Source organism: Pseudomonas sp. 1152_12, from assembly GCF_052850675.1.
This window is the reverse complement of sequence record NZ_VXCW01000015.1, coordinates 82,448-96,929: the sequence shown is the minus strand read 5'-3', so window position 1 is coordinate 96,929 and position 14,482 is coordinate 82,448. Positions and strand designations below refer to the sequence as shown.

Sequence of the window (14,482 nt, the reverse complement as noted above, 5' to 3'; positions counted from 1 at the left end):
GTGCGTGAGCAAGCCTTCAATCCTCATTCTGTTAGCCATCGCTGGGCCTGTCTGTTCGACAGCACACAGTCAGTTCAGCCTTGGGGGCCGGCATCCGCGTTGGGCGACAGGGCGTCAAAACCTGAAATAACGTCAAAGAGCTCCTCGTCGATACCAGCTTGGCGTAACCGGTGATAGGTGGCATCGAGGTCTTGCAAGCGTTCGCCAATGTTGCGGTCTGCGCGCTGCATCGCGGCAAGACGGCTGGCGTTTTCACTGGCCAGCGACTCGGCACTGGCGCGAAACAGCGAGACAAACAGGTGCTCACGGACGAACGCGCGAAGTGTCTGTGTATTCGCGCTCAGGACGTCGGGCAATTGCGGTGTGGGCCAGGGTTGCTGAGCCAGTGCGTGTTGCCAGTGCTCATCCAGAGGCAACAGTCGCTGGCTCACGGCACTATAGCCGTTACCGCTGGGCCGGTTGTAGAACAGCATCAGCGTAGCGCTTCGTGGTGCTCGTGCAACTGCGCTGTCCGCGATCGGGACGGTTTGCAGGACCTGCCCCACCAGTTGCGTGATGTGCTGTACCGACCCAGGCACGGCGAACACGCCCTCGGGCGCGATGCCGGCATCGAGCAGTCGTTCATGCACGCGCTCACCGACCGCCCATACCTTCACCGGCAAGGACTCGAGTTGGGCGATTGCGTAGTCAACCACCTCGTCGTTGAAGCGTCCGACCAGCCCCTGATCGGAACCGAAGACCACGGCATGCACGGTGCGATCCTCAGCCCGAGCTGCGGGGGACCAAGCACGTATTCCGGGGTCGACCGCGCGCAGACAAACGCCGAGCCCCAGTTCGACGGTGCGCGCATAATCGGCGAGTGCCGCCACTGATCGCTCGTACTGCCCAATGGCCGACGCCGCCGAGGCTTTCATGACCCGCACCACAGACTTGAGGTCGCTGGCGCTGCGGATCTGGCGGCGCAATGCAGTGATGGTGGTAGCCATCAGGCCTCCTGGGGCGTCGACAGAAACACCATCAGCGCCTGACGCGCCGCTTCGGTGACCTGCTGACGGTCAGCATCGGTGAGCGCTCCAGCATCCGCCAGGCGCTTGCCGACGACATCCGCAAGACCGTCAGCCGCCGCCTCCACGGCCTGCTGCGCAGCCGTCATGCGCTCAAGCGGCACCGGGTCGAAGAGTGCCGCATTCAAGGCCAGCAAAATCGCGATTTGAGCAGGCACCGTCACCGGTGAAAACTCCGACTGGCCCAGGCAGGCGCGGATGCGCTGACCGTGAACGATGGATTGGCGGGTGTCCTCATCCAGTCGAGCACCGAAGCGCGCAAAGGTCTCCAGCTCCTCGAACTGCGCGTAGGCCAGCTTGAGGTCGCCCGCGACGGCTCGATACGCCGCGCGTTGCGCCTTGCCGCCGACACGTGACACGGACTGGCCGACATCAACCGCCGGCAGCACACCGAGTTCGAACAATGACGGTGACAGCACGATCTGTCCGTCAGTAATCGAGATCAGATTAGTCGGGATGTAGGCCGAAATGTTCTGGGCTTCGGTCTCGATGATGGGCAGTGCTGTCAACGAACCACCGCCGCGTGCATGGTTCAAATGAGTGGCGCGCTCGAGCATGCGCGAATGGATGTAGAAAATATCGCCCGGGAAGGCCTCGCGCCCCGGTGGTCGACGCAACAGCAGCGACAGTTCGCGGTAGGCACGCGCGTGGTGAGTCAGGTCGTCGTAGACAATCAGTACGTCGCGGCCGGCTTCCATAAAATGCTCGGCGATGCTGGTGGCAGCGTACGGGGCAATATAGGACAGTCCCGGCGCTTCGTTGCCTTCGGCCACCACCACGACGGTGTAGGCCATCGCCCCTCTCTCTCGCAGGTTGGCCACTGCCTTGGCCACTGCCGACGCGCGCTGGCCAATGGCGCAATACACACACAACACATTCTTGTCGCGCTGGTTAAAAATCGTATCGATGGCGATCGCCGTCTTGCCGGTCTGGCGGTCGCCCAGAATCAGTTCGCGCTGGCCCCGGCCAATGGGGATCAGCGCATCAATGACTTTCAGGCCGCTTTGCAGCGGCTCGGTCACGGGCGCACGGTCCATGATCGGTGCTGCCGGCCGTTCGATGGGCAGGCGCGATCGGGTCGCAGGCGGCGTCCCCCCATCCAGGGCACGGCCCAGTGGATCAATGACCCGCCCCAGCAATGCCTCACCCACCGCCACGTCCATCACTCGTCCGGTCCGCCGTACGGCTTGGCCGGCGCGCAGGTGAGCCGAGTCACCCAGCAGCACCACATCGACGCCCGCCTCGTCCAGATTGAACGCTATACCGGACAAACCACCGGCAAATATCAGCAGTTCCTCGAACCCCAGGTGCGGCAACCCCTGGATACGGGCTATACCCGTGGACACGCTGACCACCGTGCCCATTTCCTGCAGTGCCAGCTGCGGCTTGAAAGCCTGGAGTCGCTGGCTGATACCGGTGAACGCCTCGACCAAGGCGTCTTGGTGCGTAACGTCGGTCGACACGATCGGGCTCATGAGCGCTCCGTTGCGCGCGGTGGCTCGCACACATCCGAAGACAACGCACTCAGGTAATCAGCAATGCTCCAGGCCAGCGTCAGCCCTTGCACGCTGACTTCAATACCACTGACCAGTTCAGGCGCGGTCTCGAACGTGAGCGCAATCGCCTGCCCGCTCCACTCATCCAATGCCGACTGGATGAGGCCACGCTGTGCGGCCGGCAGCTCGAACGCGCTGCGCAATCGCGCCGGCTCGTTCTCGCGGGGGGCCTTCAGCGCGTCGGCCAACTCGTCGCGTGCGGGCCCGTCAAAAGCCTGCAGGCGCTGGATGAAGACTTCACACACGCGCTGCTCCAGGCCAACTGACGCCAAGTCGCTGAGCACCCGGCGTGAAATGTCGTACACCTGTTGTTGCGTCTGACGAACTAACGAGGCGTGCAAATCCTGGCTTTGCGCCAACCGGTTTTTCGCGCTCAGCGCTGCTGCCGCCTCGGCGCTCTTACGAGCGTCGGCCAGCAGGCGCACGCGCTCATCGTTGGCTTCAGCTATGGCCTTGTTCAACAAGGCCGCCCGTTGTTCGTCAAAGGCCTTATTCTTGCTCTCGAACTCGTCTTGTTGCTGATGGGCCATGGCTTTGGTCTGGGCCGCATCGTTGAGCTCGGCCGCAATCTTTGCCTCACGTGCAGCAATGGCGTTCAGCACCGGCTGGTACAGAAAACGCTTCATCAACCACACCAGGATAAGGAAGTTCAGCACTTGGGCGGCGACGGTGAACCAGTCGATGAGCACGGTCTATTGACCTGCCGCTTGGGCAACCGACGCGATAGCGGTATTCCAGAATGGATTGGCGAAGATCAGGATCATCGACACGACAAAGCAGTAAATTGCCGTTGACTCGATCATCGCCAAGCCGACAAACAGCGTGCGCGTGATGGTAGCTGACGCGTCGGGCTGTTGCGCCAGGGAGCTTAGCGCTGTAGCGACAGCCCTTCCTTCGGCGAGCGCGGGGGCCATCGTACCGAAGCCGGTGGTCAAGCCCGCCATGACAATCGAGGCGATGGCGATCCAGGTGAGAGAGTCCATAAGGGGCCTTTATGTGGGTTGATGGAAGAGGTCAAAAGGGCTCAGGCCACCGCCGCCGAGGACGGCTTCTTGGCTGCTGTGCCGCTGCGGGTGGCGGCGGCGATGTACACCGCCGCCAGGATGGTAAAAATGTAGGCTTGCACCATGCCGGTGAGCAAACCCAGCACGGTCATCACGATCGGGAAGAAAAAGGGTGTGATCGACAGCAAGATGGCGATGATCATCGCGCCGCTCATCATGTTGCCGAATAGGCGCACGGCCAGCGCCAGCGTGCGTGAAGCTTCGCTGATGAGGTTAAAGGGCAGCATGATCGGCGTCGGTTGCATGTACGACTTGAGGTAGCCCGCCAAGCCCTGGCCGTAGATGCCAAACACCGGCACCGCAACCCACACGCACAAAGCCAGTGCGACGGTGGTCGACAGTGAGGCGGTGGGCGGTTCGAAGCCAGGGATCACAGTGCTCAGTGCCGCAGCGGCGACAAACAGGAACAGCGTGCCGAGAAACCCCAGGTAACGGCGTGGATGCTTGAGGCCGACATCCTTGATCTGGCCGACCATGGCCGTCACCACAATCTCGAGCAGGTTTTGCCAGCGCGAGCGTTCGTGGCCAGTGGCGAGGCGGCGCGTGATCAGCACGGCCCCCACTAGCAGCAGCGCCATCAATGCCCAAGTGAATACGATCGTGGCATTGAGCTTGAAGAAGCCATCCTGCCAAAAAATCCATGCATCAGGCGTCAGGCGCATGGCGGCGCTCCCCGAAAAGGCGGTGCCTTGGTCGCTGCGGTCAAGCGTGTGACGCGCATGACCAGGGCCCGGGCCAGCAGAAAACCCAGCATGCACAACGCCAGCCGCGCCGGTTGAGCGGCACCCACGGCATAAAAGCCCAGCAAGACGATGGCGGTGCGCAGTAGGAGGCTGCCAAGGAACCAGCGTGCCGGCGTTGGCGACGAGGCGCCACGGCGTACGGTCCACCAAAGCCCGCCGAAGAATATCGCGCCCAGAACGCCACCGGCCAACAACGCCCCCGCCAATGCCCAACCGCCATAGTCAATCATCACCCTGCTCCTTCTCATCGAGTTCATCGTGCATGGCTTGGTCTTCCCTGGCCACCCAACGCCACGCGTTGAAGCAGCCGAGGGTCAACCCCGCCACCAACAACGCCAGCGTCCACGACCGACCGCCTGACGGGTGATGATCGAGCCACAGCCCAAGGGCCGCGCCCAATAATGTGGGGACCACCACCGACCAGCCGATCAGCCCCATCATGCCCAGGCCGAACCACACGCCAGGAGTACCGCGGCGGCGCGCTTTGAGTTTGCGGGCGGCCTTGGCGCCGACCTGTTCGGCCAGTGTCGGGCCGCCATGTGCAGGATCGGACGACGGGCGTTTCGGGTCTTGCTTCATAACGCGCTATCGTGTAACGACGCGAAGCGGCGCATGAAGCCACTCTCCAGCCGGGCCATGGTGGCGCGCATCGCAAGTTCTTGCGTATCCAGCGTCAGAAACTGCTGCTCGATTGCGTCGTGCAGCCGGGACAGATCGTCACCGCGCAGCGCCCGTCGCGCCGAGATCACCACGGTTTGTCCGGTCTTGACCAGCACCCCCGCGTCCAACGCCAGGAACACTTCGCCTTGGGCTTCGCTCTGGAAACTGAGGATGCCCGGCACAAGCGCCGCCACACAGTCCAAACGCCTAGGCAGCAGGCCGAACGAGCCTTGCGCGGTCTCGACGACGATGTGTGACACGTTGGTTTCAACGGCAAACACTTCAAACGGCAGCAATACCTTAAGTGTCATCAACGGCATGGCTCGGCTCCTCAGTGGTCTCAGGCGAGGTGTTCGCCTTGGCCTTGGCTTCGTCGACTGCGCCAATCATGTAGAGCGCGCTTTCCGGGAAGTCCTTGAATTCGTCCGCCAGGATGCGCTCGCAGCCGTCCAACGCGTCATGCAGACTGACGAGCTTGCCGCGCATATTGGTGAATTGCTCGGTGGTAAAAAAAGGCTGGGTCAAGAAGCGCTCCAGGCGACGTGCGCGGGCCACGACCTTGCGGTCATCCGCTGACAATTGCTCCAAGCCGAGCATGGCGATGATGTCTTTGAGTTCGGCATACTGGGCGAGCGTGCGGCGGATAGCCTGCGCAAGACGGTAGTGGCGCTCGCCGACGATGCCCGGCGTGAGCACCTTCGAGCTGGACTGCAGGGGATCGATGGCCGGAAACAGGCCTTCACTCGCACGTTTGCGCGACAAGACAATTGATGCCGAAAGGTGCGAGAACGTATGCACTGCCGCGGGGTCGGTGAAGTCATCAGCCGGCACGTAAACCGCCTGAATCGAGGTGATAGCACCGCTGTCGGTGTTAGCGATACGTTCTTCCAACGCCGCAAGCTCGGTGCCCATCGTCGGCTGGTAACCCAAGCGCGACGGCATCTGCCCCATCAAGCCGGAAACCTCGGAACCGGCCTGGATAAAACGAAAAATATTGTCGACGAGCAACAGCACATCGCGGTGTTGGTCGTCGCGAAAGTACTCTGCCATCGTCAATGCCGCATGCCCGACCCGGAAACGCGCCCCAGGCGGCTCATTCATCTGGGCAAAAATCATCACCATATTCGGCAGCACGCCAGCGGCCTGCATCTCACGGTATAGCTCCTCGCCTTCGCGTGAACGCTCACCGATGCCGCAAAAAATGCTCACGCCTTTCTGGTGGCCGATCATGTTATGGATCATCTCGGTCAGCAGCACCGTCTTGCCGACACCCGCGCCACCGAACAGGCCTGCCTTGCCACCGCGCTCCAGAGGCGTGAGCACATCAATGGCTTTGATACCGGTCTCGAACACTTCAGAATGGGTGGAGCGGCGTACCAGCGGCGGTGGCGCATGGTGCACGGAGCGCCATTGCACGCCATCCAGCGCAGGCTGGCGATCGATGGTATTACCAAAGACGTCGAACATGCGCGACAGAATCTGATTGCCAACCGGCGCTTTCAACGGGCCACCGGTGTCGCGTACAGGCATTCCTCGCGCCAGTCCCTGGGTGGGTGTCAGCGCGATGCCACGCACGTGGTGCTCGTCACGCTGGGCCAACACTTCGATGACCACCTGACCTGCATCACCAGCGCGCAACAGGGTGTGGATGGGCGGCAGCACAGCATCGAAACGAATGTCCACAACACTGCCGCGCACGGTAGCCACCACACCGACATTCATAGCCGCGTTCTGCGGCGTCACCTGGCGCAGCATCATCTCCAGTCCTCCTGCGGGGTTATCGTGGCGAGCCTGTGTTCCATGCCTTGGTTAATGCGCATGGCTGGAACAGCGTGATAGCCGAGCCTGTTCAGGCGCATCGGGCGAGCGCTGGGCAGCAGCCGATCGGTCTGCCGCACGCCCCCGAGGTCATATAAAACCCTGCCAACGGGCACTGACACCCAATCGAGCTCAGGAAACAGACGATGGCCAACCTCGCCAGGGAGTACGGCGAGTAAACGGCTCTGGTGGGGGGCTGGCGTCTCCGACATATTCAGTAACCTTTTTTTCGGCTGCCTTAACACGGTGCGAGGCACGCGAGTTCAGCGGCCAGGCAACGCCTAAGCGTGTGCGCTACGCCAATACGGCATACCCCCAAGTTAGCGGCCTGACAGGTGCTTGAGTAGCCTCGGAAACTACCTACAGACAAGCCCCGGCGGTATGACGGGGCGGATACCAGGCGGCCGGTGCGCCCCCAGAATCTGGCCCGTTCTAAGACTGCAGAGGTCGCGCAGGGGCAGAAGGTGCGGAAACTACTCAGTGGCGCTTTCCATTGCCCCGCTGACGCGCCTGCACTCAGTGATGTTTTTTGCCTAGACTGGATGCTTGGCCGTATAACTAAATGCGCGTCAGAGAACAGGCCGCGCAACAACTAAAATAAGAGGAAGCCCCCAACATGTTCAAATCCATCTGCAAGGCACTCGCCTGCACGTTTGCTCTAGGGAGCATGAGTGCAGTCATGGCAGCTGATCCAATCATCATCAAGTTCTCACACGTCGTCGCCGACCATACGCCCAAGGGCCAAGGCGCACTGCTGTTCAAGAAACTGGTAGAGGAACGCTTACCCGGCAAGGTCCAGGTCGAGGTGTATTCCAACTCATCGTTGTTTGGTGATGGCAAAGAGATGGAAGCCCTGTTGCTGGGGGATGTGCAGTTAATTGCGCCGTCACTGGCCAAGTTCGAACAGTACACAAAGACCCTCCAGCTGTACGACCTGCCCTTTCTGTTTGATGACATCGCAGCGGTTGACCGCTTCCAGATGAGCCCGCAGGGCCAGAGCCTGCTCAAGTCCATGGAGAGTAAAAACATTACCGGCCTGGCCTACTGGCACAATGGGATGAAACAGTTGTCGGCCAACAAACCGCTGCGTGTTCCTGGGGATGCCCGAGGCCTGAAGTTTCGGGTGCAGGCCTCTGCCGTGCTTGAGGAGCAGTTCAAGGCCTTGCGCGCCAACCCGCGCAAAATGAGCTTTGCCGAGGTGTATCAAGGCTTGCAAACCGGTGTGGTCAACGGTGCAGAAAACCCTTACTCGAACATCTACAGCCAGAAAATGCATGAGGTACAGAAATACATCACCGAATCCAACCATGGCGTGCTGGACTACATGTTGATCACCAACACCAAGTTCTGGAATGGCCTGCCGCCGGACATTCGCAGTGAACTGGACAAGATTATTGTGCAGGTGACCGCGCAGGTTAACAAAGATGCGGAGCAGCTCAATCAGGACGCCAAGCAAAGCATCATCGCCGCCAAAACCACCGAAATCATTACTCTGACCCCTGAGCAACGCGAGCAATGGCGAGTCGCGATGAAACCCGTCTGGAAAAAATTCGAAGCCGATATCGGCCCTGAGCTGATCACCGCAGCCGAAGCCGCCAACAAGGCTCAATGACCGGAAGGCAGGTGTTGCCGACGTGGTAGCACCTGCCAGTCATCACGATACGGGAGATGCCATCCATGCAGGCCTTTCGGCGCATCTGGGAACACTTCGAGGAGGGCTTCATTGTCTTCCTTTTGGCCGCGATGACATTGGTAACGTTCGTCTACGTCATCCTCAACAATCTCTATACGCTCTTCTACCGGCTTGCCGACAATTGGGAAGGCGCCAGCAACCTATTGTTCGCCATGGGCGATGGCGTCATGAGCATGGCTCAAGCCATGACCTGGAGCACCTCACTCACCAAGGCGCTGTTCGGCTGGCTGATTTTCTTCGGCCTGTCCTATGGCGTGCGCACCGCCGGGCATATTGGCGTTGACGCGCTAGTAAAGCTGGCGAGTAAACCCGTCCAACGGCTCATTGGAATCTTGGCCTGCCTTTGCTGCCTGCTCTATGCCGGCCTGTTCAGTGTGGCCAGCTTCGAGTGGATTCATACCTTGATGTCAGCTGGAATAGGCGCCGAGGACCTTGGCCATTTCGGGATCATGCAATGGCACATAGGGCTGATTGTCCCGGTGGGTTTTGCATTGGTATTCATCCGTTTCGCTGAAATTTTCGTGCGCATCCTGCTGCACCGCCAAACCGGCCTCGGCCTGGCCGACGAAGCCGCTGACGTGATGAAACTGACCGAACACGAGGACAATAAACCATGACCATTGCCTTCCTGTTCGCGGCACTCTTCGCATTGATGTTCATTGGTGTGCCCATTGCCATTTCCTTGGGCCTGGCGGGCTCGCTGACCCTGGTATTTTTCAGCCCGGACTCCGTCCGTTCCCTGGCAATAAAGTTGTTTGAAACGTCGGAGCACTACACCCTGCTGGCGATTCCGTTTTTCTTGCTTGCGGGCGCCTTCATGACCACCGGCGGCGTCGCACGCCGGCTGATCGACTTTGCCAACGCCTGCGTCGGCCATATTCGTGGAGGGTTGGCCATCGCCGCCGTATTGGCCTGCATGCTGTTTGCAGCCCTCTCCGGCTCCAGCCCCGCAACGGTTGCAGCGGTAGGTTCGATCGCAATTGCCGGCATGGTGCGCTCTGGTTACCCGCAGGCATTCGGCGCGGGAATCGTCTGTAACGCGGGCACGCTGGGTATCCTGATACCGCCCTCGATCGTTATGGTGGTTTATGCCGCCGCCACCGAGACATCCGTTGGCAAGCTGTTCATGGCCGGCGTCATACCTGGCCTATTGCTGGGGATAACGCTGATGGTGGCGATCTACATCGTCGCCGTTAAGAAAAACTTGCCGGCGCTGCCACGCGCTACCCTGCGTGAGTTTCTGAGTGCTGCGCGTAAAGCCATCTGGGGATTGCTATTGATGCTGATCATCCTGGGTGGCATTTACACCGGGATGTTCACACCAACGGAAGCCGCTGCCGTGGCCGCGGTGTATTCGGCGTTCATCGCCTTGTTCGTCTACAAGGATTTGACGTTTCGCGAGACACCTAAAGTGCTGCTCGACGCTGCCAAACTGAGCATCATGCTGATGTTCATCATTGCCAACGCCATGCTCTTTGCTCACGTATTAACCACCGAGCAGTTACCCCAACAAATCACGGCTTGGGTGATCGAAGCGGGGCTGACACCGGTGACCTTTCTGCTGGTGGTGAACATCGTCTTGTTGGTGGCTGGCGCCTTTATGGAACCCTCGGCCATTATCCTGATCCTGGCGCCGATCCTTTTTCCGATTGCCATGAAACTGGGTATTGACCCGATTCACCTTGGGATCATTATGGTGGTCAACCTGGAGATCGGCTTGATCACGCCTCCGGTCGGTCTGAACCTGTTCGTGACGTCCGCAGTGACGGGCATGTCAGTGCCTGCCACTATCAAGGCAGCCATGCCCTGGCTGGTGCTCTTGCTGCTGTTCCTGGTGCTGATTACCTATGTACCCTGGATTACCTTGGCGCTGCCCAACTGGCTGGGCATGAATTAATGCCCGCCCTCCCCAATCAGTCATCCGCCGCGCAGCCACCTAAAAGGAAATCGCTATGATCGATATGAACCACTTCACGCCGCTGAGTGCATGGGGCGGTGGCCTGTTGATCGGCTCGGGCGCCGTGCTGCTGATACTGTTCAACGGACGCATCGCCGGCATCAGCGGCATCGTCGGCGGCCTGCTACGCCCGGTGACCGGGGACGTCGCCTGGCGAGCGGCATTTGTGCTGGGGCTGTTGATGGCACCCGTGGCTTACCAACTTGTCGCGCCATTGCCTGCGGTGCAGATCAATGCCGGTTATCCACTCGTGATCCTTGCCGGCCTGCTGGTCGGTATTGGCACACGCTATGGGGCTGGGTGTACGAGCGGCCATGGAGTGTGTGGCCTGTCGCGTTTATCCCTGCGCTCTGCGGTCGCCACACTGGTGTTCATGAGTGCGGGGATCATCACTGTTTATGTCGTTGGCCATCTCCTGGGAGGCCTTTGAGCATGCCGCTTTTTTATGCGTGGGTTGCCGGTTTGGTGTTCGGTATCGGCTTGCTGGTTTCCGGAATGACAAACCCGGCCAAAGTCATCGCTTTCCTCGACGTGAGCGGACGCTGGGATCCCTCACTGGCCTTCGTGATGGGCGGCGCCATTGCGGTGGCGGCAGTCGGTTTCAAATTCGCAAGAACGCGAACCCAATCGCTGCTGGGGCTACCGATGAACCTGCCCACCGCTCGAAATATTGATCGGCGCCTGGTCATGGGTAGCCTTCTGTTCGGCGTCGGTTGGGGCGTGGCAGGTATCTGTCCGGGGCCGGCTTTGGTGCTGCTAGGCTCGGGCCTTCCTCAAGGTGTTGTGTTTGTCATCGCCATGCTAGCCGGCATGGGACTCTTTGAATGGCTGGAGCGACGCAAACGTCGTGGAACGTCGATCAGCGCCTGCGTGGATAAAACCACCTGAATCAGCTGCGCCAGCGTGCGTCAGCGAACAGACGTTGGCGTTACGAATCGCTGTCTATCGACCGTGACTGTGCTTGGATCAAGGCCTCAGCGCCGTATGAGTCGTCACAACAGTTAAACCGGTAACGCGAGAATAGACCTGCGCCAGGTGGCCGTTGAACAGCATCCACAGCGCTAATACGCCAAGGGCCACAAATAGCAAGGTCACGAAAAAGCTCATCAATGTCGCCCGGCTCACGGTCCTGGCATCCGATTTATCGGACATGACCACTGCACCCTCAATGCCAATGAAGACCCACAAGGTCACAAGCATGGTGCTCTTGACCTGCCCCAGCAGGTTGCCCAACGGCTGGTCGCCCGCTACGTTGCCGCCGACATTGCCCCAGAAGTCGGTGGTCAAAAATCCGGCTTTCACCGAGAGGGCAACCACTGCGATGAACACCGTGATCGGCACAAACTTGGCTACCGTGCCGATCACATTAAGCTCCGACGCACGCTTGACCCCGCGCAAGACCAGCCAGTTCAGCGCCCAGAAAACACGCCAGCCGAGCACAATCGCCCACCCGGTATTCCCGCCGTTGAAGTAAGGCGGAAAAAAATAATTGAGTGTGTCCATCAGCAGTATGGCGAAGCCTACGTTGCCAAACGCCGATGACAGCCAGTAGCCCCAAGCGACCTGAAACCCGGCGAATTTGTCGAAGCCATTGCGGCGCCCGAATCGGGAACGGCTTCCGTTGCTGTGCTTGCTTTGATGGTGTCAATCCTCAGTCATCGACAGAACCTGAGACCGTCGTCTCACGACTTCCACGCCATGTATGTTCACCAGGCATCAGTGACGTAATGCCTGGCAGCGACGGATCGAGTGGCGGCGCTTCCACACGGTTGTTAACAAGGCACTACCCATGGTTTGAGCAGGGGTTATGCAACTGTCGCAAGACATGCCGTGCCATGTTCAAGTTTTCGTCAGTGGGTATTACCCAGGCTGACACGGCACTGTCGGGCCTCGACAGGCAGCCTGATAACGCATTTGCCTCATCGTCGTTGCGCTGCACCCCCAGCCATTGGCAACCGTCAAGAATGGCGGTGCGCACTTCGGTGGCGTGTTCGCCGACGCCTCCCGTAAACACCAAGGCATCCAGCCCACCCAATACTGCCGCATACGCGCCAATCTCACCTACAACGCTGCGTACGAACAACGCCACTGCCTCTTTGGCTTCAGGCGCTTCGCTGGCCTGCAGTTCGCGCATGTCGCTGGAGATCCCCCCCGACACGCCCAGCAACCCGCATTCGTGATACAGCAGGTGTTCCAGGGCCGTCACGCTCATGCCGCGTTCACGCATCAAGTACAGAAGGATGCCCGGATCGAGATGCCCCGGCCGGGTGCCCATAAGCACCCCGTCCAGTGTGGAGAAGCCCATGCTGGTTGCGCGACTGACACTGTTGCGCATCGCGCACAGGCTGGCACCGCTGCCCAGGTGGGCGACAATGGTTTTGCCCTTGGCCGCCCGCTTGTCGTATCGGGGCAGAACACTGGCGATGTATTCGTAGGACAAGCCATGAAAGCCATAGCGGCGCAGGCCTTGCGCGGTCAATGCCCGAGGCAGTCCGTAGCTTACTTCCAGTGGGTCGAGGGTGTGGTGGAACGCAGTATCGAAACACACGAACTGCGCCAGGCCCGGATGCTCGCGCGCCAGGTAGAGGATCGGAGCCAGGCACTGGGCCTGATGCAAGGGCGCCATCGGGATAAGCGCTTGCAGGTCGGCGATAACCGTGTCGTCGACCCGTTGCGCGGCCTCAATACGATCGCCGCCATGAACCACACGATGGGCCGCTGCACAGATTTGCCAGGCGTAATGACGGTCAATCCAGTCCATCAGGTTGAACAAGGTGCCGCCTGGCGGCGAGGCATCGTTGCGTGGCCACTGTTCTTCATTTTGGGGGTGTGCACCCGTGCGATTGAAGATCAGGTGCTCAGTGTCGTGACGCACGTTGAAACTCCCGCTGCCCAGGCATTCAGGTGCGCCCCAGGTATCAACGTCCGTCTGGTACAAAGAGAACTTGATACCCGACGACCCCGCGTTCAGGACCAGTAGCACATGGTGCGATTCGTCAGTCATGAAGCACCTCGTGAGTGAACCTTGTTATCCAAGCCGCCAACGCCTGACGACGGCACGTTCGACCAACCAATGTTGTGCAACTCCTCGCCTCCGATCAGGATTTCCCAGAGCACGATATTGCGGCGTGCGTCAGCGAGCTCGAAATTGCGATCCCCCCAACCAGTGGCCGTTGACAATGCCGGTGGTGAGCCAGTCGAACAGACCGTCGCGCAGTGTGGTCAGACGTTCCGTCATATCCATGGGAGTCCTCGATGTCATCAAGGTCATATGTGGGCCCGCACTACGAGGTCGAGTGCAGCGCTTTTTTCACCTCGCTGATTTTCGCGTCGTCCGGATCGCCCTCGACGCGCGCGATGACAGCACCCTTTGCGTCGAGCACGAACACGAATGCCTTGGCACTGTCGCGCGGGATGTTCAAAGCGACCTCAAGGCTCGATTCGCTCAAGATCCAAGTCTGGTCGTGGTAGCGTGCCGGGATCTTTTCCTTGGCCCGGCCAATTGCGTCTTCCTCACTCATGAAGAACGGCAGGTCGATAGCGAGCACGTCTCGGATACGCACCCTAGTCGGATCAATGTTCTTGCGTAGCGCTTCGGCCCACAGACGTGTGCTCTTTGCGGCGTCCGTGCTCGGCGTGACGATCAAGATCGTCAATTGGCCAATCAACTGGCCAGCGCTGACTTTTTCCCCTGTGAGCGCAGTCGCTGTGAAATCGGGTATAGGGCTGTTGGAGAGTTGCGACCAGGCGTTGACGGGCCACAGCAGGGCAAGCGTGAGCGTGATGGCTGTTCTCATAGAGCGTTCCCTTTTTAAGCGAGTCGCACATCGTAGCTGCCTATAAAACCGCTGCCTACGCAACAAGGTGCCTGTTTCGATCAAGGTTGTCCCAAGGTAAGGACTTCCACATGTACGCGCCTCGCGCCAC

General features: G+C 60.0%; 16 protein-coding genes and 2 pseudogenes. 5 read left to right on the top strand and 13 right to left on the bottom strand.

What is annotated here, in order from left to right:
• Positions 1 to 74: 74 nt before the first annotated feature.
• Genes FW764_RS24200 through atpD form a run of 9 tightly spaced genes read right to left on the bottom strand, consistent with a single transcriptional unit; the run spans position 75 to position 6,845 of the window.
• Complete coding sequence (locus tag FW764_RS24200; protein ID WP_446436080.1) at positions 75 to 986, bottom strand: F0F1 ATP synthase subunit gamma; 912 nt, start codon at positions 984 to 986, stop codon at positions 75 to 77.
• A complete protein-coding gene (locus tag FW764_RS24195) occupies positions 986 to 2,539 on the bottom strand; it encodes an alternate F1F0 ATPase, F1 subunit alpha (protein ID WP_446436079.1) in 1,554 nt (517 codons plus the stop codon). Before FW764_RS24195 ends, FW764_RS24200 begins: the two co-directional genes overlap by 1 nt.
• The gene (locus FW764_RS24190; RefSeq protein ID WP_446436078.1) at positions 2,536 to 3,309 is read right to left on the bottom strand and encodes a F0F1 ATP synthase subunit B family protein; all 774 of its coding nucleotides are present in this window, start codon (positions 3,307 to 3,309) and stop codon (positions 2,536 to 2,538) included. Before FW764_RS24190 ends, FW764_RS24195 begins: the two co-directional genes overlap by 4 nt.
• A 3-nt stretch (positions 3,310 to 3,312) precedes the next feature.
• Complete coding sequence (locus tag FW764_RS24185; protein WP_083359038.1) at positions 3,313 to 3,603, bottom strand: F0F1 ATP synthase subunit C; 291 nt, start codon at positions 3,601 to 3,603, stop codon at positions 3,313 to 3,315.
• Positions 3,604 to 3,644: 41 nt separating this feature from the next.
• A complete protein-coding gene (locus tag FW764_RS24180) occupies positions 3,645 to 4,346 on the bottom strand; it encodes a F0F1 ATP synthase subunit A (protein ID WP_446436077.1) in 702 nt (233 codons plus the stop codon).
• Entirely contained in the window at positions 4,337 to 4,657 is a 321-nt protein-coding gene (locus FW764_RS24175) for an N-ATPase subunit AtpR (protein WP_446436076.1), read from the bottom strand. Before FW764_RS24175 ends, FW764_RS24180 begins: the two co-directional genes overlap by 10 nt.
• Positions 4,650 to 5,006 (bottom strand): AtpZ/AtpI family protein, encoded by a 357-nt coding sequence (locus FW764_RS24170; protein ID WP_446436075.1) that lies wholly within the window; start codon positions 5,004 to 5,006, stop codon positions 4,650 to 4,652. The genes FW764_RS24175 and FW764_RS24170 overlap by 8 nt, the downstream gene beginning before the upstream one ends.
• Entirely contained in the window at positions 5,003 to 5,407 is a 405-nt protein-coding gene (locus FW764_RS24165) for a F0F1 ATP synthase subunit epsilon (RefSeq protein WP_446436074.1), read from the bottom strand. The genes FW764_RS24170 and FW764_RS24165 overlap by 4 nt, the downstream gene beginning before the upstream one ends.
• Positions 5,388 to 6,845, bottom strand: coding sequence for a F0F1 ATP synthase subunit beta (gene atpD / locus FW764_RS24160; protein ID WP_446436073.1), 1,458 nt, complete (start codon positions 6,843 to 6,845; stop codon positions 5,388 to 5,390). The genes FW764_RS24165 and atpD overlap by 20 nt, the downstream gene beginning before the upstream one ends.
• A gap of 676 nt (positions 6,846 to 7,521) precedes the next feature.
• On the opposite strand from atpD, the gene FW764_RS24155 reads away from it, so the two are divergent.
• The 5 genes from FW764_RS24155 to FW764_RS24135 all read left to right on the top strand — a co-directional run bounded on the left by FW764_RS24155 (position 7,522) and on the right by FW764_RS24135 (position 11,443).
• Positions 7,522 to 8,517 (top strand): TRAP transporter substrate-binding protein, encoded by a 996-nt coding sequence (locus FW764_RS24155; protein ID WP_446436072.1) that lies wholly within the window; start codon positions 7,522 to 7,524, stop codon positions 8,515 to 8,517.
• A gap of 65 nt (positions 8,518 to 8,582) precedes the next feature.
• Complete coding sequence (locus FW764_RS24150) at positions 8,583 to 9,215, top strand: TRAP transporter small permease (protein ID WP_083359046.1); 633 nt, start codon at positions 8,583 to 8,585, stop codon at positions 9,213 to 9,215.
• Complete coding sequence (dctM, locus tag FW764_RS24145) at positions 9,212 to 10,495, top strand: C4-dicarboxylate TRAP transporter large permease protein DctM (RefSeq protein WP_446436071.1); 1,284 nt, start codon at positions 9,212 to 9,214, stop codon at positions 10,493 to 10,495. The genes FW764_RS24150 and dctM overlap by 4 nt, the downstream gene beginning before the upstream one ends.
• 55 nt (positions 10,496 to 10,550) lie before the next feature.
• Entirely contained in the window at positions 10,551 to 10,985 is a 435-nt protein-coding gene (locus FW764_RS24140) for a YeeE/YedE family protein (RefSeq protein ID WP_446436070.1), read from the top strand.
• A gap of 2 nt (positions 10,986 to 10,987) precedes the next feature.
• Entirely contained in the window at positions 10,988 to 11,443 is a 456-nt protein-coding gene (locus tag FW764_RS24135; protein WP_446436069.1) for a YeeE/YedE family protein, read from the top strand.
• 78 nt (positions 11,444 to 11,521) lie between these two features.
• On the opposite strand, the pseudogene FW764_RS24130 reads toward FW764_RS24135, so the two are convergent.
• From FW764_RS24130 to FW764_RS24115, 4 genes and pseudogenes are all read right to left on the bottom strand, one after another.
• Positions 11,522 to 12,139 (bottom strand): annotated as a pseudogene (locus FW764_RS24130) (amino acid permease); the annotation flags it as partial.
• A gap of 199 nt (positions 12,140 to 12,338) precedes the next feature.
• The gene (locus tag FW764_RS24125; protein ID WP_446436068.1) at positions 12,339 to 13,559 is read right to left on the bottom strand and encodes an acetate/propionate family kinase; all 1,221 of its coding nucleotides are present in this window, start codon (positions 13,557 to 13,559) and stop codon (positions 12,339 to 12,341) included.
• A gap of 71 nt (positions 13,560 to 13,630) precedes the next feature.
• Positions 13,631 to 13,714 (bottom strand): annotated as a pseudogene (locus FW764_RS24120) (hypothetical protein); the annotation flags it as partial.
• Positions 13,715 to 13,839: 125 nt separating this feature from the next.
• The gene (locus tag FW764_RS24115; protein ID WP_446436067.1) at positions 13,840 to 14,352 is read right to left on the bottom strand and encodes a hypothetical protein; all 513 of its coding nucleotides are present in this window, start codon (positions 14,350 to 14,352) and stop codon (positions 13,840 to 13,842) included.
• Between the last annotated feature and the right edge of the window lie 130 nt (positions 14,353 to 14,482).

Excerpts from the sequence above, each read along its gene's own strand:
- FW764_RS24150 (WP_083359046.1), top strand. The coding sequence starts at position 8,583 with ATGCAGGCCTTTCGGCGCATCTGGGAACACTTCGAGGAGGGCTTCATT.
- FW764_RS24175 (WP_446436076.1), bottom strand. The coding sequence starts at position 4,657 with ATGATTGACTATGGCGGTTGGGCATTGGCGGGGGCGTTGTTGGCCGGT.
- FW764_RS24135 (WP_446436069.1), top strand. The coding sequence starts at position 10,988 with ATGCCGCTTTTTTATGCGTGGGTTGCCGGTTTGGTGTTCGGTATCGGC.
- FW764_RS24140 (WP_446436070.1), top strand. The coding sequence starts at position 10,551 with ATGATCGATATGAACCACTTCACGCCGCTGAGTGCATGGGGCGGTGGC.
- atpD (WP_446436073.1), bottom strand. The coding sequence starts at position 6,845 with ATGATGCTGCGCCAGGTGACGCCGCAGAACGCGGCTATGAATGTCGGT.
- FW764_RS24165 (WP_446436074.1), bottom strand. The coding sequence starts at position 5,407 with ATGCCGTTGATGACACTTAAGGTATTGCTGCCGTTTGAAGTGTTTGCC.
- dctM (WP_446436071.1), top strand. The coding sequence starts at position 9,212 with ATGACCATTGCCTTCCTGTTCGCGGCACTCTTCGCATTGATGTTCATT.
- FW764_RS24180 (WP_446436077.1), bottom strand. The coding sequence starts at position 4,346 with ATGCGCCTGACGCCTGATGCATGGATTTTTTGGCAGGATGGCTTCTTC.
- FW764_RS24185 (WP_083359038.1), bottom strand. The coding sequence starts at position 3,603 with ATGGACTCTCTCACCTGGATCGCCATCGCCTCGATTGTCATGGCGGGC.
- FW764_RS24115 (WP_446436067.1), bottom strand. The coding sequence starts at position 14,352 with ATGAGAACAGCCATCACGCTCACGCTTGCCCTGCTGTGGCCCGTCAAC.
- FW764_RS24200 (WP_446436080.1), bottom strand. The coding sequence starts at position 986 with ATGGCTACCACCATCACTGCATTGCGCCGCCAGATCCGCAGCGCCAGC.
- FW764_RS24155 (WP_446436072.1), top strand. The coding sequence starts at position 7,522 with ATGTTCAAATCCATCTGCAAGGCACTCGCCTGCACGTTTGCTCTAGGG.
- FW764_RS24125 (WP_446436068.1), bottom strand. The coding sequence starts at position 13,559 with ATGACTGACGAATCGCACCATGTGCTACTGGTCCTGAACGCGGGGTCG.
- FW764_RS24195 (WP_446436079.1), bottom strand. The coding sequence starts at position 2,539 with ATGAGCCCGATCGTGTCGACCGACGTTACGCACCAAGACGCCTTGGTC.
- FW764_RS24170 (WP_446436075.1), bottom strand. The coding sequence starts at position 5,006 with ATGAAGCAAGACCCGAAACGCCCGTCGTCCGATCCTGCACATGGCGGC.